This window comes from Streptomyces sp. NPDC004788 (assembly GCF_053601115.1).
The window spans coordinates 1-18,020 of sequence record NZ_JBSGBF010000092.1; the positions used below are offsets into that span (position 1 = coordinate 1).

Here is an 18,020-nt window from a genome sequence, read left to right on the forward strand (position 1 = left end):
CTGTGGGGGCGGGGGGCCGCCCCTTTGTCTTTCGTTACTGGACGGTGAGGCGGTCGCCGAGGGCGGCGGCGCCGACGATGTTCTTGCGGGGGACGCCGTAGAGGGAGACCCGGAGGCCGGGCACGCCCTGAAGCGGGGTGAGGTTCAGCATTCCGCTGTCTGGCACCATGTTCACGAAGCTGAGGATCTTGAGCTTCGGCAGCTCGGCCAGCGCGCTGAGGTCGGTCCGCAGCGGCCACAGCGAGATGATCACGTGGCTGAGCTGCGAGCAGTCCAGGGACCGCAACAAGGTCAGGTCCGAGAGCGTGGACGCGAGACCCAGGAATGTGAGGGGGCGGTCGCTGAGGTACCGGACGATGTCGTCCCCGGTGAGCGGGGGCAGGAGCAGGAACGCGGTGGCTTCGGGAACGCCCTCCAGCAGCCGTAGCTGCTGGACCGTTTCGACGGCCACATACTGTGATCGCGAAACGTGGGGCAGCACCTCCCGGGCGAACCCCTCCGCCGGGAACCCGCTCCACCGGTCGGCGAACCAGATCGTCTCACCCGCTTCCGCGTACGCCCGGGCGTACGGGAGGGCCTCCGCGCCGCCGACTGCGGCGATCAGCTCGGCGACCATGTTCATGGCCTCCTGGGGGACGACCTTCCCCGGCGCCGGCAGCAGGGGCAGCACCCATCCGCCGAGCCGCGCCAGCTGAGCCACCTGCTCCGGGTTCCGCGGCGGGATCACCGACTTCACCGCCTTCTCCACCCGGCGCCGCAGCCCCTCCTCCAGCCACGCCGCGTGCTGCGCGGCGAGCGCGGCCAGCACGTACAGCGTCGTCTTCAGGTCCCGTTTCCGCGTCGCGGAGCCCGCCTCCAGCAAGCCCGTCACCAGGACCGGCAGGTCGCGCCGCTTGCAGTGGCCCGCCGCAAGCAGCAGTACGTCGTGCCACTGCTGGTCGTTGGCGCGCTGGAGCATCTCCCGCAGCTGGTCGTCCTCGACGAACTCCTTCGCCGCCAGGAAGTCCTGGAAGGTGCGGTGGGCGAACTGGAAGACGTCCTCCGTGCGCTCCTGGAGGAGGCCGCTGCGGTTGATCAGGTGGGTGAGGATCTCCTCGGGCGTGCCCTGGGAGCCGACGCGGGGCATGCCGGGGAGGGCGCGTTCCAGGCGCTGGAGCGCCTGGTCGCGGGTGAACTCGGTCTGGCCGACGCGGACCAGCGAGGCGGCGAGGCGCTGGAGGAGCTGCTGGTGCTCCTCGACGGACATCCGGATGCCGTCGGGCGCGTCGACGCGGCGGCGTTCGTCACGGTGACCGAGGAGCATCGCGAGGGCGGAGTCGTACAGCTCCCAGCGGGTCTCGGGCAGGAAGCCCTCGCGCAGCCGGTGCAGGGCGCAGATGACGGCGCAGAGCAGGGGCGTACGGGCCAGCTCGGCGAGGTTCGGGTTGTGGCGGAACTGCGTGGCGAGGTCGCGTTCGAGGTCGTCGAGGGCGGCCCGGTCACGTGCGTCGGCGTCGAGCCGGGCGGCCTCGTGCCAGGCGGCGACGAACGCCTGGATGTCCGAGGCGCGCAGCGGGAGGAGGGTCAGCTCCTCGAAGTTCTCCGCGCCGAGCCAGTCGGGGGCGACGGCGTGCGGGCGTACGGTCGCGACGCAGCGGGTGCGCGGGTAGCGGGCCAGGAGCCGGCTGAGCCAGTCGTGGGCGTCGTCGCGCTCGTCCTGGGTGACCTCGTCGAGGCCGTCGACGAGGAGCAGTCCGCGCCCGGCTGCGAGCACGCGGCCGGCCCAGCCGTCGGGAGCCCCGTCGATCATGAGGCCGGCGACCTCGGGCAACTCGGCGGGGGAGGGGAAGCCGGAGCCGCGGGCGCGCAGGGAGCGCAGCGGGACGAGGAAGGGGACGAGGCCGTTGAGCTCGGCCAGTTCGGGGCCGAGGGTGCCGGCGGCGGCGTGCGCGGCCAGCCACCACATGAGGGTGGTCTTGCCGGCGCCGGCGTCGCCGCGCAGCAGGACGCGGGGGCGGGCGGCGAGCAGGTCGTCGATCCGGCGCGGTACGGGCACGGTGTCCCGGTCCCGGGTGGTGGCCTCCAGGGAGAGGTAGGCGGTGTCGAGGTCCCACTCGGAGGCGCGCTTGCCGAGCTCGTCGAGGCCGAAGATCCGGGTGCGGCGGTAGGCGGCGCCGACGGCCTCGGCGTACTCCTCCTCGTAGGGCCGGTCGCCGGGGTGGGTGGCGGTGACCAGCGGCAGCTGCACGTACAGGGACAGCCGGGAGCGCGCCTCCTCGTGTGCGAACACGGCGCTGAGCGGTACGCACTCCAGGCGTCTGTGCCCGCGCCCGCGCGGGACCGACCGCACGATGCCGATGACCCGGCCGTCGGCGAGGACGGGAGCGCCGGAGAGGCCGGCGAGGGGAGAGGGGCCGTGCTCGCTCTCCAGGGCCGGCGGATGGTCGAGTTCGACGGTCATCGTGCGGCGTATGAGCCCGGCCATGGGCAGGACGGTGCCGGTGAACTGGTCGAGCTCCGGGCTCCGGTCCTCGTACCGCTGGATCTTCGGGAAGCCGAGGATCTCGCAGCCGGGGATCGCGCGGTCGCCCCCGATCCCGCCGACCGGCGGCGGCGGTCCCAGGCCGGTGGGGCTCTGCAGGAGGGCGGCGTCCAGCCGGTCGTCCGACCAGACCACCCGTAGCTCTCTCGGTTTCCGGCCGATCCTCGCGACCGTGGCGTGGTGGGCGCCGCCGAGGACATGGGCACTGGTGAGGATCAGGCTCGTGGTGAGGGCGACACCGGTGCCCTGCTGTTTCCCCTGGACCAGGAAGACGTGGCGGGCCGTGCTCAATGGCCCTCCACCACGTCACCGAACGCCGACAGGTCCGCCTCGTCCTCGTTCCCCACCAGCCACGCGCCGCCCGTCGCCGCGTTCCGCGGTTTCAGCGTGAACGCCACCCGGTGGGTCTCGCCGCGCGTGCGGGAGGCGTCGGCGCCCGCCTCGACGACCCAGGCCTTCACCTTGGTGCCGCCCTTGAGCTCCTTGCGGAGCTCGATCGTGAACTCCATCTGGATGTCGCCGACCTCGAAGGCGACGGGGTGGCCGGTGGCGCGGTTGGCGGCGTCGACGAGCTGGTCGCGTACGGAGGCGATGGCGTCGGCGAGTTCGATCTCGGTCATGGCATGGAAACTAGCGCCGCCGGGAGGGGGCGGGAGGGGGTTCCGAGGGCTTCGGTCGCGTGACCCAGGTCGCATTCGGGGCCGCCGCGTGGTGACAAGGCGCACAGGCGATTTCGGCGGTACTAGCCGGAATAGTGGTGTGATTCCGGGATGAATCGGGACGTTCATGCGTCAACCAACAAGGCCTTGGTCCCGTCCGGTCCCGAGGCGCAGGGGGTGGCGCCCGTCGGGTGGCCGGGGCGGTCCCGACATGGGCTTAAACAGGTCTACGCGGGTCGATTCGGCCCGTTTTGTAGGGCCTGGGTCAAGCCGTCAAGAGGTGAACGCGGCCGGAGATCGCTACGACGCAATGTCGTAGATGGGGTGTTTTGGCCGGGCCGGGGGCCCGGGTTACCAAGGATGAGCAAGCCCGGCGCCGACCACCTCGTGCCGGGTCCCGTTCTGTCCGGAGGTTCTCCCCCGTATGTCGAAGCGCGTCATGAAGCCCAGCATCCGTACCACCGCCGTCGCCCTCGCCGCCGCGGGTCTGGGAGCGTCGCTGGTGGCCGGTGCCGGCTCCGCGTTCGCCGCCGAGGGCAAGGCCGCCGTCGCGGGCACCACGAACGTCGCCGCGTCCGCCGCCGTCGCCCAGCAGGCCGCCGTCCAGGCCGAGGTCGCCGCCCAGGCGAAGGCCGCCCAGGTCAAGGCCGCTCAGGTGAAGGCCGCCGCCAAGGCCGAGGCCGCTCAGGTCAAGGCCGCGCAGCTCAAGGCCGCCGCCGCCAAGGCGCAGGCAAAGACCGTGGCCGCCAAGAAGGCCGCCTCCTGGGTCAAGCCGGTGACCTCCTACGCGCTGTCCGCCACCTTCAACCAGGGCGGCGCCATGTGGGCCCACAAGCACTCCGGCCAGGACTTCGCCGTCCCGGTCGGCACCCCGGTCCACGCCGCGGCCACCGGCACCGTCGTGAAGGCCGGCCCGTACGGCGGCGGCGACGGTCCCGCTTACGGCAACGCCATCGTGATCAAGCACGCCAACGGCACGTACTCGCAGTACGCCCACCTGTCGAAGATCAAGGTGAACATCGGCCAGAAGGTCTCCGCCGGCCAGCAGATCGCCCTCTCGGGCAACACCGGCAACTCCTCCGGCCCGCACCTGCACTTCGAGATCCGCACCACCCCGAACTACGGCTCCGCCGTGAACCCGGTCGCGTTCCTGCGCACTCACGGCGTCACGGTCTGACGCCTGCGCTGATGCCTGTACGGGCGCCCGCACCGGCGCCCGCGCTGACGCCCCGAGGGGCTCAGCGGCCCGACTGGGCCTGCTCGATCAGATCGAGGGCGACCTCGAGGACGGCTTCCTGCTTCTCCTCGGGGTCGCCCTCGACGTTGTTCATGAAGAAGGTGCCCGCGTGCAGCGTGAAGATCGCGCTGACGCAGCGGACCTTGTCCGTCATCACCGAGCCCGGCTCCTGGAGCAGGTCGTTCAGCGCGAGCATGCGCTCCTTGAAGGTGAGTCCCACGCTGAGCTTGCTCACCGCCGCCTGGTTCTCCTGCATGAAGCGGAAGAGCGGGGCCGCGGCGAGCAGCGCCACCTGGTAGCGGCGCAGCACCTCGCGCTTGGTCTCCAGGGTGCTGGGCTGCTCGCGCCCCCACTCGATCAGCTCGTCCATGGGGCGGGTGAGGTCCTCGAAGATCCCGACGAGGATGTCTTCCTTGGTCTTGAAGTGGTAGTAGAGCGCGGCCTTGGTGACGTCGAGGCGCTCGGCGATCTCGCGCAGCGAGGTCTTCTCGTAGCCCAGCTCCGCGAAGAGTTCGAGGGCCACGTCCTGGATGCGCTGACGGGTGTTGCCTCGGGCTCGGGCCTGGGCCATGGTCTCTCGCTTCCCCAACAAAACTTACTTGACGACCGGCTAGTTACGGGTCTACTTTCCCCAGTGTAGTAACTAGCCGGGCGGCAAGTAAGGGAAGACGGGACATGGCGACGAAACCGATAGCTCAGACAGCCGAGGGGGAGACGGGGCAGCAGGCGAAGGCAGAGGCACAGCCGCGCAGCGTCCGGGTCGTCCTCCTCGCCCTCATGATCGCGATGCTCCTCGCGATGCTGGACAACATGATCATCGGCACCGCGATGCCGACGATCGTCGGCGAGCTCGGCGGCCTGGAGCACCTCTCCTGGGTCGTCACCGCCTACACCCTCGCCACCGCCGCCTCCACCCCGATCTGGGGCAAGCTCGGCGACATGTTCGGCCGCAAGGGCGTCTTCCTCGGCTCGATCGTGCTCTTCCTGATCGGTTCCGCGCTCAGCGGCATGGCCCAGGACATGGGCCAGCTCATCGGCTTCCGCGCCGTCCAGGGCCTGGGCGCCGGCGGTCTGATGGTCGGCGTCATGGCGATCATCGGCGATCTGATCCCGCCGCGTGACCGCGGCAAGTACCAGGGCATGATGGCCGGAATCATGGCGCTCGCCATGATCGGCGGCCCGCTCGTCGGCGGCTCCATCACCGACCACTGGGGCTGGCGCTGGGCCTTCTACATCAACCTGCCGCTCGGCGTCGTCGCCCTCGCGATGCTCGCCACCGTGCTCCACCTGCCGAAGAAGGAGCGCGCCGCCGGCACCCGGATCGACCTCCTGGGCGCCGCCCTGCTGACCCTCGGCATCACGGCGATCGTGCTCGTCACCACCTGGGGCGGCACCGAGTACGCCTGGGGCTCGGCCACCATCGTCGGCCTCGCCGTCGGCGGTGTCGTCGCCCTCGCGGCCTTCCTCTTCGTGGAGACCCGCGCGAGCGACCCGATCATGCCGCTGCACATCTTCCGCAGCCGCAACTTCACCCTGATGTCCGTGATCGGCTTCCTCACCGGCTTCGTGATGTTCGGCGCGGTGCTCTTCCTGCCGCTGTTCCAGCAGTCCGTGCAGGGCGCGTCCGCGACCAACTCCGGCCTGCTGCTCCTGCCGATGCTGCTGTCGATGATGGTCGTCTCGCTGGTCGTCGGCCGGGTCACCACCAGCAGCGGCAAGTACAAGATCTTCCCGATCATCGGCGGCGCGCTCATGGTCGCCGGCCTGTACCTGCTCTCGACGATGGACACCGGCACCACCCGCTTCACCTCCGGCGTCTACATGGCCGTGCTCGGCGCCGGCATGGGCTTCCTGATGCAGATCACGATGCTCGTCGCGCAGAACAGCGTCGAGATGAAGGACATGGGCGTCGCCTCGTCCTCGACCACCCTCTTCCGGACCCTCGGTTCGTCCTTCGGCGTCGCGATCATGGGCGCCCTGTTCAACCACCAGGTCCAGCACGAGATGGCCGCCCGCGGCGGTGCCGGCGGCTCGCAGCTGACCGAGCGCTCGGCCCAGCTCGACGCCGCCAGCCTCGCCAAGCTGCCCGCCGCGCTCCGCGAGGCGTACCAGCACGCGGTCGCCGCCGGTACCCACTCGGCGTTCCTGGTCGGCTCGGCCGTCGCCGTGCTCGGCTTCGTCCTCGCCTTCTTCGTCAAGGAGGTCGCGCTGCGCGGCGCCGGCGCCACGAAGAAGGACGGCTCGGTGGAGGACAGCGCTCCGAAGGTCGCCGAAACGGTCTGATCTCCTCCCGCTGCTCGACGGCCCCCGGTGTCCTGACGGACGCCTGGGGCCGTTGTCGTCGGTCGGTTGTCAGAGGCGCGCCTCCAAGGACTTCGGCACCCCGCCGGAACGGTGACCGGCACGGCCGATCAGTCGGTCAGTCGCAGCACCGGGAAGCTGCCCGTGGCCGTCGGGGCGTGCTCCGGCAGCCAGAGCACGGCGATCGCGCCGCCCGCGCCGTCCGGGGTGCCCTCGGGGGCAGCGTTGCGGAAGGTCAGCCGGGCGCCGAGGACCCTGGCCTGGCCGGTCGCGATGGTCAGGCCCAGTCCGTGGCCCTGGCCCGCGCGGTCGCTGCTGCCCGTACGGAAGCGGCTCGGGCCCTCGCGGAGGAGCGCCTCCGGGAAGCCGGGGCCGTGGTCGCGGACCCGGACCACCCGGCCCTCGACGGTGACCTCGACCGGGCCCCTGCCGTGCTTGGCGGCGTTGGCGAGGAGGTTGCCGAGGATGCGTTCCAGGCGGCGCGGGTCGGTGTTGACCCAGGACTCGTGGACGACGCGGATCACCGCGTCCGGGTCGAGCGCCCGCACCCGCCGCTCCACGAACTCGCCGAGCGCGATCTCCTGCAGCTCGGCCCGCTCGGACGCGCCGTCGAGCCGGGCCACCTCCAGGACGTCCTCGACGAGGGTCCGCATGGCCTGCGCCCGGTCCCGTACGAGCTCGGTCGGGCGGCCCGGCGGCAGCAGCTCGGCGGCCGTGAGCAGCCCGGTGACCGGGGTGCGCAGCTCGTGCGCGATGTCGGCGGTGACCCGCCGCTCGGCCTCGATGCGCTCGTTCAGCGCGTCGGTCAGCGCGTCGATCGCCCGGGCCAGCTCGTCGGTCTCGTCCCGTACGACGCCGCCGATGGCGTCCCGGACCCGGAGGTCGGTGTTGCCCTGGGCGACCCGGCCGGCCGCCGCCGCGGCCTTGCGCAGCCGGCGCGAGAGCTGGCCGCCGATGAGCACGCCGAGGGCGCAGCCGCCGAAGACCACCGACACCGAGCCGATGATCAGGGCCCGGTCGAGGTCCTTCATGATCGTGGCGCTGCGGTCGGCGAAGGGCACGTGCAGCGAGAGCACGTCGCCGTTGGCGAGCGGCACGGCCGCCCAGACGTCCGGCGGGCCGCCGTTGTGCTCCTGGACGTAGGTGCCGCGGCGCTTGTCCCGCATCAGCTGGTCGAGCTGGGGCGGCAGCGCCGGGTCGTTGATCTTGGTGCCGAAGCGCGGCTCCTTGGGCTTCGACGTCTCGTACACGCGCTGGGCGAAGAGCAGCCGCCACATCTGCACGTCACGGGCGTTGTCGAGCATGGAGACCCGGGCCGCGTTGTGGACGACCAGGCTCAGCGTGACCGCGATGAGCGCGCCGACCGCCGCGATCGCGACGGCGATCTTCCAGCGGACACCGGTCCGCAGACCGCCCGCCCGCAGACCACTCGCCCCGGCCCGCAGACCACTCGTCCCCGCCCGCAGACCACTCGCCCCGGCCCGCAGGCCACCGGCCGGGAGATCGCTCGCCCCCGGCCCGCTCGTCTGCGGCTCGCGCGCCTGCCCCTTCACCTCCACCGGCCGGTCAGCCCTTGAGCTTGTAGCCGAAGCCGCGGACCGTCTCGATCCGGTCCTGGCCGATCTTGGTGCGCAGCCGCTGCACATGGACGTCCACCACCCGGGTGTCGCCTCCCCAGCCGTAGTCCCAGACCCGCTCCAGGAGCTTGTCGCGGGACAGCACCGTGCCCGGCGCCGACGAGAACTCCAGCAGGAGCCGCATCTCGGTCGGGGTGAGCGCGACCGGCGCGCCGGCCCGGCGCACCTCCATGCCCTCGGTGTCGACCTCCAGGTCGCCGAAGGCGAGCACGCCGCCCGCGGCCGCCGCCGTGGTCCCGGCGCCGTCGCCGGCCTCCCCCGCGTGGTTGAAGCGGCGCAGTACGGCGCGGATCCGGGCCATCAGGACGGAGCCGTCGAAGGGCTTGGTGACGTAGTCGTCCGCGCCGGCCTCCAGGCCGAGGACGACGTCGATGGAGTCGGCCCGCGCCGACAGCATGATCACCGGCACGGTCGACTCGTCGCGGATCCGCCGGCACAGGCTGACGCCGTCCATGCCGGGCAGCATGACGTCCAGGAGCGCGATGTCGGGCCGGTCGGCCCGGAAGGCGTCGAGACCGGAGAGCCCGTCGGGCATGGCGGTCACCGTGAAGCCGTCCCGCTCCAGGGCGAGCTGGGTGGCCTCACGGATGACGTCGTCGTCCTCGACGAACAGGACATGGGTCTCGGCCATGGGCGGTGCCTTCCGCGTACGCGCTCTGTGGGGGGTCGGATCGGGACTCTGAAGCAGGGGGGGGCGGGGGCTAGCTGGACGGAGCCGGCGCGGGCTCGGTCCCGTCCAGTCCGCCGTCCCCGGCCGCCTTGCTGAAGTCGTTGTGCACCCAGTCGTGCTGACTGAACCTGTTCCCCGTCCAGCGGTACGTGATCACGTCCTCGCCCGAGGGGTACGCGACCGGGTCGCCCTTCGCGTACACCTGCTTGGTGACGATCAGGTCCCCCCGGTCGATCGTCCCGTACACCGCCGCGTCCTCGGCCATGAACACGTTCGTGTACTTGTCGTTCTCCTCGCGGTACACGTACATGCCGATGCCGACCATGTCGCCGCAGCTCATCACGTTGACGACGATGTCGGGCGCCCCGGAGTTGGTGAGGTTCCCGTAGGAGGTGTCGACCGGGTAGACGTCCGCCGTGCACGGCTTCAGGTCGGACTTCAGCCGCTCCCCGATCTTCGGGTCGCTCTTCAGCAGGGCGATCGGATCGACCCTCGGGGGGGCCTGCTTGGAGTACGCGCCGGGCGCGTTCGACGACGAAGGGGCCCGCGGGGCCGTCGACGCGACCTCGTCGGAGCGCGCCGCTCCCTCGTCGCGCGAGCCGGTGCCGCCGGTCGAGCAACCGGCCACGAGCACGCCGACGGCGGCGAGCCCGGCCATCGCCGTGACGCTCGCCGCCCGTTCCCTGGGTCTGGCACTCAGGCCGCGCACCGCTCCTGCTTCCGCTCGTCGCCCCGCCGTCCGGCCGCGGTCGTCACCGCCGCCGCCCGGATCGATCCGTCCGTCCGCTCCAGGACACCCGTGTCCAGGGCGCGGGCGTCGCCCTCGGCGGCCCGGCTCTCCAGCTCCTGGCGCAGTCGGGCCAGGGCGCGGTGGAGCGTGCTCTTCACCGTACCGGTCGACATGCCGAGCGCGGCAGCGGTCTCCTCCGTGCTCATCTGCTCCCAGTGGCGCAGCACGACCACGCTGCGCTGCTTGGGCGCGAGCACCTTCAGGATGTCCATGAGGAGGGCGCGGTCGGCGTGCTGCTCGGTCGGGTCCTCGACCCGTGCGTCGGGCATCTGCTCGGTCTCGGTGGGGACCTCCTCCAGCTTGCGGGCCCGCCACCACTCGGTCCGAGTGTTGATCATGACCCGGCGGAGGTAGGCGTCCGCGAGCGACTTGTCGGCGATGCCGTCCCAGCGTCCGTACGTGCGGACCAGCGCGGTCTGCAGCAGGTCCTGGGCGTCGACCGGGTCGGGCACGAGACGGCGGGCACTGCGCAGCAGCGCGTCCTGCCGCGTGCGTACGTACTCCTCGAAATCGAGCACCTCGCCGAGCGTCTCGCCGTGCGCCATCCCGAACCGCCTCCGATCCCCGTGACCAGACCCAACAGACCTGTTTCCGTTACGTCGAAGACGCTACGGAGCGCTTGTCACGGGGCTGTCCGGGCGAGCCGTCGGCGGGCGCACGGCTGTCCATCGGTTGTGTAACAGCGACGGATCCGGAGGTTTCGGTTCGGGTGCCGGGGGAGAAGGGGGGCTCAGCTCAGCGGGAGCCGGTACCGGCCGCCCTCCAGCGGTTCGACCAGGCCGTCGGCGACCAGTCCGTCCAGTGCCCGGGCGCGCTGCACGGGCTCGTCCCAGACCGCGTCCAGGTCGGCCTGCGCCACCGGGTCCACGGCCTCGCGGAGCACGGCGAGCAGCTTGCCGCGCACCTGCCGGTCGGTGCCCGCGTACGTCTGGCCGCGGCGCGGCGGGCCGTCGTGGGCGGGCTTGCCGGCGAGCAGCCAGGCGCAGCGGTCGGCCAGCGGGCAGCGCCCGCAGTCCTCGTTCTTCGCCGTGCACACCAGCGCGCCCAGCTCCATCGAGGCCGCCGCCCAGCGGGCCGCCGTCGGCTCGTCGTCGGGCAGCAGGGCCCGGGCGAGCCGGCGCTCGGCGGCGGTGGTGGCGTTCGGCGGGTACTGCACGCCGGTCGCCGCCCGCGCGAACACCCGGCGCACGTTCGTGTCGAGCACCGGATGGCGCTGCCCGTACGCGAACGAGGCCACAGCCGCCGCGGTGTACTCCCCGATCCCGGGCAGCGCGAGCAGCTGCCCGTGGTCCTTCGGCACGTCGCCGCCGTGCCGCTCCGTTATGGCGACGGCCGCCGCGTGCAGCCGCAGCGCCCGGCGCGGATAGCCGAGCCGGCCCCAGGCGCGGACGGCCTCGCCGGGCGCCTCGGCGGCCAGGTCGGCGGGGCGCGGCCAGCGCGCCAGCCACTGCTCGTACACCGGGAGCACCCGGACGACCGGGGTCTGCTGGAGCATGAACTCGCTGACCATCACGCCCCAGGCCCCCGCCTCCGGGCGGCGCCACGGCAGGTCGCGGGCGTGCCGGTCGAACCAGGCGAGGACGGGCCCGTGCAGCTCGCCGGGGGCGTGCGGCGCGGCGGGCGCGGCGAGGTCGGAGGAGCGCGCGGCGGACGGCGCGGCAGGGGTCTCGGGGGTGGTGTGGATGGAAGTCATGGCACTTCCGATCCTGGCATGCTCCCGAGTCGATCAGTACGCGCCGTGGCGTGCGCCTCCGGGGCGCGCGGAGGCACGAACGCGCGGACCGCGCCCCACGCACCACATGACTGCGCTGCTCCGGCTGGACCGGGCCGTGTCGACCAGGGCCCGGGCCGGGCGGCGGGCCGCCTTCATGACGACGAACGCGACCACGGCGCCGGTCAGCAGGCCGACCGTGACGTCGTGCGGGTAGTGGACGCCGACGAAGACCCGGGAGAAGGCCATGAGCAGGGCCATCGGCGCGGTCAGCCAGACGATGCCGCGCCACGACAGCGCGAGCGCCACGGCGGCGGCCCCGGCGATCGCGGAGTGGTTGCTGGGGAAGGACCAGTCTCCGTGCGGCGGGCAGGCGACGAGCGAGGCGGGCGCCCCGGCGACCGCGCGGCACGGCCGCTCCTCGTCGACCAGCGACTTCAGCGCCTCGTTCACCACGTAGCCGAAGGCGGTCGCGAGCGGGGCGAGCAGCGCGAGCGCCATCGCGTCGGCCGACCCGCGCCGCATCCGCCACCAGCCGGCCACGAACAGCACCCCGAAGAGCAGCAGCCCGAGCTCGGTCCACACCTCCGCGATCTTCTGGAACCAGTGCGGGGTGGAGTGGGCGAAATCGACGATGTCGAGATACAGCCCGTCGGTGAGGTGAGGGAGGTTGTCCATGGTCGATGACGTTAACCCGCTTCCGGAGCAGCTCGCTCCGGCCCGGGCACCACAGCCGGCCCGACGAAAGCGGGGGGTGCCGCGGACGTCACGGACCGTGCCGGGAACAACGCGGACGGCGCCCGTGGGGTCCCCGCTCCGGACCGGACCGCGTCCCGGATGTGATCATCGGCAAAACTTGGCGTCTGGGGCGGCATGGGGGGCGGGAGTTGGGGCTGATCTCTCGTAAGGTTCGTGACGTGGGATCACTGCGCAATCCGGTCGGGCCGCTTCCCTCCTCCATCTACTGGCGTCGGAGGGCCGTGGCGCTGTGCCTGGTTGCCCTGCTCGCGCTGATCGCCGCCTGGGCGTTCACGTCCGGCGGCGGCGGAGGCAAGAAGCCGGACGACAACGCCAACGGCTCCTCTCCCGCGCCGTCGATCACCCCCGGCCCCTCCGGCTCGGGTCCGGCGATCAGTCAACACCCGGGCGGCCGCGACGAGTCGGGCTCCGGTTCCGGCTCCGGCTCCGGTGACACCGGGGGCGGCGACGACGCCGGCGGCGACGCGGGCGGCGGCGACGGCGGTACGGACGCGGGCGCTGACTCCGGGGCCACCGGCGGGAAGAACGGCGACACCGACGGCGCGGGCGGCGACGGCGGCGCCGGCACGGGCGCCGGACAGCAGGTTCCGGCCAATTCTCCGCTGCCGAACTGCGCTCCCGGCGCACTCCAGTTGAGGCTCACGGGCGCCAAGAACGCCTACGAGCCGGGCGAGAAGCCGCGCTTCAAGCTGACCGTCACCAACACGACCGGCGCCGACTGCAAGACCGATCTCGGCCCGAAGAACGCGGTGTTGACGGTCCGTGACACCACGGGCGTGCTGTGGTCCTCGAAGGACTGCCCGCGCCCCGCGACCCCGCTCTTCCTCAGGGTCCCGGCGCACACCACGATCACCCACACCGTGGAGTGGGACCGCCGCCGCAGCGCCCCGCAGTGCGCGACGACCGCCCCGGCCGGCCAGGCCGTCGGCCCCGGCAACTACCTGGCGGAGGCGTCGGTGCCGGGAGCGCGGGTGACGCCGGTGTCGTTCCAGCTCGCGAAGGACTGACCGGTCGGCTCGGAAGAACGAGGCCCCGGGACGGCGATCCGTCCCGGGGCCTCGGCGTATGTGCGGGTGGCGGCGGCCTAGACGTACCGCTCCAGGATCGACGACTCCGCGAGCCGCGACAGGCCCTCGCGGACGCTGCGCGCCCGCGCCTCGCCGACGCCGTCCACGGTCTGCAGGTCGTCCACGCTCGCCGCGAGCAGCTTCTGCAGCCCGCCGAAGTGCTCCACGAGCCGCTCGATGATCGCGCCCGGCAGTCGCGGCACCTTCGCGAGCAGCCGGTAGCCGCGCGGCGAGACCGCCGAGTCCAGGGTCTCCATGGAGCCGCTGTAGCCCATGGCGCGGGCCACTATCGGCAGTTCGAGCAGCTCGGCGTGGGTCAGCGCGTCCAGCTCGGTCAGCGCCTCGGCGACCGTGCGCGAGCGCTTGGCCGTCGGCTCCGGCACGTAGTCGCGGACGACGAGCTCGCGCTCCGGCTCCACGCCCGCGATCAGCTCGTCGAGCTGGAGCGAGAGCAGCCGGCCGTCGGTGCCCAGCTCCACCACGTACTCGGCGATCTCGGTGGCGATCCGGCGCACCATCTCCAGGCGCTGCGCCACGGCCGTCACGTCCCGGACGGTCACCAGGTCCTCGATCTCCAGGGCGGAGAGCGTGCCGGCCACCTCGTCCAGGCGCAGCTTGTAGCGCTCCAGGGTCGCCAGGGCCTGGTTCGCGCGGGACAGGATCGCGCCCGACTCCTCCAGGACCCGGCGCTCGCCGTTCACGTACAGGGCGATCAGGCGCATCGACTGCGACACGGAGACCACGGGGAAACCGCACTGCTTGGAGACCCGGTCCGCCGTGCGGTGCCGGGTGCCGGTCTCCTCGGTCGGGATCGACGCGTCCGGGACCAGTTGCACGCCGGCCCGCAGGATCTTGGAGATGTCCTTGTCGAGGACGATCGCGCCGTCGAGCTTGCACAGCTCGCGCAGCCGGGTGGAGGTGAAGTCGACGTCGATGACGAAACCGCCGGTGCACATCGACTCGACGGTCTTGTCCATGCCGAGGACGATCAGACCGCCGGTGTTGCCGCGGAGGATGCGTTCGAGCCCGTCGCGGAGGGCGGTGCCGGGGGCGACGGCACTGAGCGACGCACGCATCAGTGCCTCGTTGTCCTTGGCTGCCACTGCACTCCTCCGGCTCGTACGGATGGGCGAGACCAGGGCAAAGTCTAGCGACACCGCCCCGCAGCCCCCCGCGACCAGCCGAGCCCGTCCGGGCGGCACCTGCCCTTCCGCTCCCCGTCGGTCGCCCTTCCGCTCGCCTTCCGCCGGCCTACCGCTCCCCTTCGGTCGCCCTTCCGCTCGCCTTCCGTCGCCCTTCCGCTCCCCTTCGGCCGCCCCTCCGGTGGGGCGCCTCCGCTAGCCCTCCGCCCCCTCCGGGGCTCTGGGCCTGCGGCTGCGCGGCAGCACGCGCAGGGCGTCGCCCATGTCCGCGACCTCGATGACCTTCATGCCTGCCGGCACCTTCCCCGGGTCGCCCGGGACCAGTGCGTGCGTGAACCCGAGCCGGTGCGCCTCCGCGAGCCGGCGTTGCACACCCGTCACCCGGCGCACCTCGCCCGCCAGCCCGACCTCGCCGATCGCGACCAGGTTCTTCGGCAGCGGGGTGTCGCTCGCGGCCGAGGCGAGCGCGAGGGCGATGGCCAGGTCGGCGGCCGGCTCGGACAGCTTCACGCCGCCGACGGTCGCGCTGTAGATGTCCCGCTTGCCGAGCGCGCTGATCCGGCCGCGCTGCTCCAGGACGGCCAGCATCATCGACACCCGGGAGGTCTCCAGACCGGAGGTGGTCCGGCGCGGCGACGGGATCTGCGAGTCCACCGTCAGCGCCTGCACCTCGGCCACCAGCGGCCGGCGCCCCTCAAGCGTCACGGTGAGGCAGGTGCCGGGCACGGCCACGTCACGGCGGGTCAGGAAGAGGCCCGACGGGTCGGCGAGCCCCGTGATGCCCTCGTCGTGCAGCTCGAAGCAGCCGACCTCGTCCGTCGCCCCGTACCGGTTCTTCACGCCCCGGACCAGGCGGAGCCGCGCGTGCCGGTCGCCCTCGAAGTGCAGCACCACGTCCACCAGGTGCTCCAGGAGCCGGGGGCCCGCGATGGCGCCGTCCTTCGTCACGTGGCCGACCAGCAGGGTCGACATGCCCCGCTCCTTCGACGCCCGGATCAGCGCTCCGGCCACCTCGCGGACCTGCGCCATGCCGCCCGGGGCGCCGTCGATCTCCGGCGAGGCCACGGTCTGCACCGAGTCGAGGACCAGCAGCGACGGCTTCACCTCGTCCAGATGCGCGAGCACGGTCGACAGGTCGGTCTCGGCCGCCAGATAGAGGTGGTCGCTCAGCGCGTTGATCCGGTCGGCGCGCAGCCGGACCTGGCTCGCGGACTCCTCGCCCGTCACGTAGAGGGTGCGGTGCTCGTCGCTCGCCGCCTTCGCCGCCACGTCGAGCAGCAGCGTCGACTTGCCGACGCCCGGCTCGCCCGCGATCAGCACCACCGCGCCGGGGACGAGACCGCCGCCGAGCACCCGGTCCAGCTCGTCGACGCCCGTGCTCCGGGCGGTCGCCTGCCGCCCGTCGACCTGCCCGATCGGCAGCGCGGCCGAGGACACCCGCCCGGCGGCGGTCGTCCGCACGGCGGGCGCGCCGTACTCCTCGACCGTCCCCCAGGCCTGACACTCGGGGCAGCGGCCGAGCCACTTCGCGGTCTGCCAGCCGCACTCGGTGCAGCGATAGGACGGCCGGTCCTTGGCGGTTTTGGTACGAGCAGCCATGCCGCACACGGTAGCGGGACCCACTGACAACCCCGCCCGCCCGCTCACCCCCGCCGCCCCGGCGCCCCCGTGCTCCGGCCCGCCTCCTCGCTCGTGTCCCCTTTCGAGTGGTCGCTTCACCCGTATGGATTAAAAGCGCGCAAGAGGTGCGAAGACCCCCCTCCCTCCTGCCTACCGTCGCCGGGTGACGAGCAGCAGGCTGGAAGACACAAGGGAACACCCCACCCGCCCCACCGGCGGTCCCCGCACCCTCGGCCAGCGGCCGCCCGCCCGGTACGAGGAGTACCTGGACGGCCTGTTCACCTACTGCCTCTCGGTGCTGTGCGACCACGACACCGCCACCGCCGTCCTCGGCGACGTCCTCGCGATCGCCGAACGGCACCACGGCCGCTGCCCCTCCGACGAGCCCGGCCGCCGCGCCTGGCTGTACGCGCTGGCCCGCTGGGCCTGTCTGCGCAGCCTCGGGGAGCAGCGGAGCCGACGGCAGGGCGGCGCGCACAGCGGCCGTCCCGCCGTGGCCGAGCCGGAGCCGCCGCGCGTGGCGCCGGAGGTCGCCGAGCGGCGCCGGGCCGAACTGGCCGCGCTCGCCTGGCCCGAGGCGGCCGGCACGACGCCGGAGCAGCGCGAGGCCCTGGAGCTGGCGGTACGGCACGGGCTCGGCCACCGCGAGGTCGCCGCCGTGCTGTCGCTCGACCCGGTCGCCTGCCGTGAGCTGCTGCAGTCGGCGGCCTGCGAGGTGGAGCGGACCCGGGCCGCGCTCGCGGTCGTGGAGACCGGCGACTGCCCGACCGTGGCCCGGCTCACCGGCGACCACCAGGTGCTGCTCTCCGCGGCGCTGCGCGCCGAGCTGGTCCGGCACGTCGACGACTGTCCGCGCTGCCGCCGGGCCGCCGAGCGCGCGGGGGCCGGCGCGCCGTGGCCGGGCGCCCCCACCGCCGTCCGCCTCCCGATCGTGGAGGCGCCGCGCGCCGCCGCGTACGTGGCGATGCTGCACGTCCCGCGCGCCCGGGCCGGGGCCCCGCGGTTCGGGCCGACGGGCTTCCCGATGGACCCCAAGGACCACGCGGCGCGCCGCGACCGGATGCGCACCCGGGCCGTCACCACGACCGTCGTCGCCGCGGTCGTCGCCGCGCCGGTGCTCGCGCTGTGGGCCTCGTACCGCGGCGCGCCGGTCGCGGGGGAGGGCCAGGACGGCGCCCGGATCAGCGCGCGGGACGCGGACGCACCGGGCGCCGCGCAGTCCGGCGGCGCCGACGGGAGCCCGTACGAGCGCTACGAGAACACCGGCAACGCCCGTACGACCCCCGACCCACGCTTCACCCGCGGGAGCCGCGCCCCGGACGTGACGGTCGAGGTGATCAGCCCCGGCGCGCCCGCCGCCCCGACCCCGCCCGGGCAGCCGGCACCGGCCCGGATCGCCGTCGCCGCGCGCGGCAGCGGCGGGACGACCCTGCTGACGCTCAGCAACGAGGGCAGGCAGCCGGGCGCCTGGGCGCTCTGGTCGGACGCGCCCTGGCTGTACGTGAGCCGGGCGTCGGGCACGCTGCGCCCCGGCGAGTCGGTCACTGTGCGGATCTTCGTCGACCGCGCCCGCGAACCGGCCGGCGCCTGGAGCGCGCGGGTCGGCGTCAACCCGTCGGGCGCGGTGGTGCGGATCGACGGATACGGGGCGACGCCGCCCCCGACGACGACCGAGCCCACGTCCCCGCCGCCCGGCACGCCGGACCCGACCACCCCGCCGCCCACCAGCGAGCCGCCGACCACTCCGCCGCCGTCGACGACCGAGCCCACGACGGACCCGACGACCGGGCCGCCGACCACGGACCCGACCACGGACCCGACGCCCGCGCCGAGCGACTCGTCGTCCACGGGCGGGTCGCCGACGAGCAGCGACCCCGCGCCCACGGCCAGCTAGTCCGCCCGGTTC

The 18,020-nt window shown here is 73.1% G+C and carries 14 protein-coding genes and 1 pseudogene; 4 read left to right on the top strand and 11 right to left on the bottom strand.

The window, feature by feature from the left end; all coding sequences use genetic code 11:
- Positions 1-34: 34 nt before the first annotated feature.
- Both ACWEJX_RS30130 and ACWEJX_RS30135 read right to left on the bottom strand, forming a co-directional pair.
- Complete coding sequence (locus ACWEJX_RS30130) at positions 35-2,812, bottom strand: NACHT domain-containing protein (protein ID WP_451610584.1); 2,778 nt, start codon at positions 2,810-2,812, stop codon at positions 35-37.
- Positions 2,809-3,141, bottom strand: a complete 333-nt coding sequence (locus tag ACWEJX_RS30135) for a trypco2 family protein (protein ID WP_451610585.1) — start codon at positions 3,139-3,141, stop codon at positions 2,809-2,811. The genes ACWEJX_RS30130 and ACWEJX_RS30135 overlap by 4 nt, the downstream gene beginning before the upstream one ends.
- A gap of 463 nt (positions 3,142-3,604) precedes the next feature.
- On the opposite strand from ACWEJX_RS30135, the gene ACWEJX_RS30140 reads away from it, so the two are divergent.
- Positions 3,605-4,357, top strand: coding sequence for a M23 family metallopeptidase (locus ACWEJX_RS30140; protein ID WP_451610586.1), 753 nt, complete (start codon positions 3,605-3,607; stop codon positions 4,355-4,357).
- A 61-nt stretch (positions 4,358-4,418) separates the two neighbouring features.
- Here ACWEJX_RS30140 and ACWEJX_RS30145 read toward each other — a convergent pair whose 3' ends face one another.
- Positions 4,419-4,988, bottom strand: coding sequence for a TetR/AcrR family transcriptional regulator (locus tag ACWEJX_RS30145; RefSeq protein WP_451610587.1), 570 nt, complete (start codon positions 4,986-4,988; stop codon positions 4,419-4,421).
- A gap of 74 nt (positions 4,989-5,062) precedes the next feature.
- Between ACWEJX_RS30145 and ACWEJX_RS30150 the strand changes: the two are divergent.
- Positions 5,063-6,700, top strand: a pseudogene (locus ACWEJX_RS30150) (MDR family MFS transporter); the annotation flags it as partial.
- Between the two features lie 128 nt (positions 6,701-6,828).
- Here the strand turns inward: ACWEJX_RS30150 and cseC are convergent.
- The 6 genes from cseC to ACWEJX_RS30180 all read right to left on the bottom strand — a co-directional run bounded on the left by cseC (position 6,829) and on the right by ACWEJX_RS30180 (position 12,204).
- The gene (cseC, locus tag ACWEJX_RS30155) at positions 6,829-8,142 is read right to left on the bottom strand and encodes a two-component system sensor histidine kinase CseC (RefSeq protein ID WP_451610605.1); all 1,314 of its coding nucleotides are present in this window, start codon (positions 8,140-8,142) and stop codon (positions 6,829-6,831) included.
- A gap of 142 nt (positions 8,143-8,284) precedes the next feature.
- Entirely contained in the window at positions 8,285-8,986 is a 702-nt protein-coding gene (gene cseB, locus ACWEJX_RS30160; RefSeq protein ID WP_451610588.1) for a two-component system response regulator CseB, read from the bottom strand.
- A 70-nt stretch (positions 8,987-9,056) separates the two neighbouring features.
- Positions 9,057-9,683, bottom strand: a complete 627-nt coding sequence (locus tag ACWEJX_RS30165; RefSeq protein ID WP_451610606.1) for a hypothetical protein — start codon at positions 9,681-9,683, stop codon at positions 9,057-9,059.
- Positions 9,684-9,721: 38 nt separating this feature from the next.
- Positions 9,722-10,360 carry a SigE family RNA polymerase sigma factor gene (locus ACWEJX_RS30170; protein WP_451610589.1) on the bottom strand — a complete coding sequence of 213 codons (639 nt, stop codon included), beginning with the start codon at positions 10,358-10,360 and terminating at the stop codon, positions 9,722-9,724.
- Between the two features lie 185 nt (positions 10,361-10,545).
- Entirely contained in the window at positions 10,546-11,508 is a 963-nt protein-coding gene (locus ACWEJX_RS30175; RefSeq protein WP_451610590.1) for an A/G-specific adenine glycosylase, read from the bottom strand.
- A 33-nt stretch (positions 11,509-11,541) separates the two neighbouring features.
- Entirely contained in the window at positions 11,542-12,204 is a 663-nt protein-coding gene (locus ACWEJX_RS30180; protein WP_403793681.1) for a phosphatase PAP2 family protein, read from the bottom strand.
- A gap of 239 nt (positions 12,205-12,443) precedes the next feature.
- On the opposite strand from ACWEJX_RS30180, the gene ACWEJX_RS30185 reads away from it, so the two are divergent.
- Positions 12,444-13,292, top strand: coding sequence for a hypothetical protein (locus ACWEJX_RS30185; RefSeq protein WP_451610591.1), 849 nt, complete (start codon positions 12,444-12,446; stop codon positions 13,290-13,292).
- Between the two features lie 77 nt (positions 13,293-13,369).
- On the opposite strand, the gene disA is transcribed toward ACWEJX_RS30185, so the two are convergent.
- Both disA and radA read right to left on the bottom strand, forming a co-directional pair.
- A complete protein-coding gene (gene disA / locus ACWEJX_RS30190; protein WP_451610607.1) occupies positions 13,370-14,428 on the bottom strand; it encodes a DNA integrity scanning diadenylate cyclase DisA in 1,059 nt (352 codons plus the stop codon).
- 261 nt (positions 14,429-14,689) lie between these two features.
- Positions 14,690-16,093 carry a DNA repair protein RadA gene (radA, locus tag ACWEJX_RS30195; protein WP_451610592.1) on the bottom strand — a complete coding sequence of 468 codons (1,404 nt, stop codon included), beginning with the start codon at positions 16,091-16,093 and terminating at the stop codon, positions 14,690-14,692.
- A 184-nt stretch (positions 16,094-16,277) separates the two neighbouring features.
- Here radA and ACWEJX_RS30200 point away from each other — a divergent pair, with 184 nt between their 5' ends.
- A complete protein-coding gene (locus tag ACWEJX_RS30200; protein WP_451610593.1) occupies positions 16,278-18,008 on the top strand; it encodes a BACON domain-containing protein in 1,731 nt (576 codons plus the stop codon).
- Positions 18,009-18,020 lie beyond the last annotated feature (12 nt).

Excerpts from the sequence above, each read along its gene's own strand:
- ACWEJX_RS30135 (WP_451610585.1), bottom strand. The coding sequence starts at position 3,141 with ATGACCGAGATCGAACTCGCCGACGCCATCGCCTCCGTACGCGACCAG.
- ACWEJX_RS30140 (WP_451610586.1), top strand. The coding sequence starts at position 3,605 with ATGTCGAAGCGCGTCATGAAGCCCAGCATCCGTACCACCGCCGTCGCC.
- ACWEJX_RS30145 (WP_451610587.1), bottom strand. The coding sequence starts at position 4,988 with ATGGCCCAGGCCCGAGCCCGAGGCAACACCCGTCAGCGCATCCAGGAC.
- cseB (WP_451610588.1), bottom strand. The coding sequence starts at position 8,986 with ATGGCCGAGACCCATGTCCTGTTCGTCGAGGACGACGACGTCATCCGT.
- ACWEJX_RS30165 (WP_451610606.1), bottom strand. The coding sequence starts at position 9,683 with ATGGCCGGGCTCGCCGCCGTCGGCGTGCTCGTGGCCGGTTGCTCGACC.
- ACWEJX_RS30170 (WP_451610589.1), bottom strand. The coding sequence starts at position 10,360 with ATGGCGCACGGCGAGACGCTCGGCGAGGTGCTCGATTTCGAGGAGTAC.
- ACWEJX_RS30175 (WP_451610590.1), bottom strand. The coding sequence starts at position 11,508 with ATGACTTCCATCCACACCACCCCCGAGACCCCTGCCGCGCCGTCCGCC.
- ACWEJX_RS30180 (WP_403793681.1), bottom strand. The coding sequence starts at position 12,204 with ATGGACAACCTCCCTCACCTCACCGACGGGCTGTATCTCGACATCGTC.
- disA (WP_451610607.1), bottom strand. The coding sequence starts at position 14,428 with ATGCGTGCGTCGCTCAGTGCCGTCGCCCCCGGCACCGCCCTCCGCGAC.
- radA (WP_451610592.1), bottom strand. The coding sequence starts at position 16,093 with ATGGCTGCTCGTACCAAAACCGCCAAGGACCGGCCGTCCTATCGCTGC.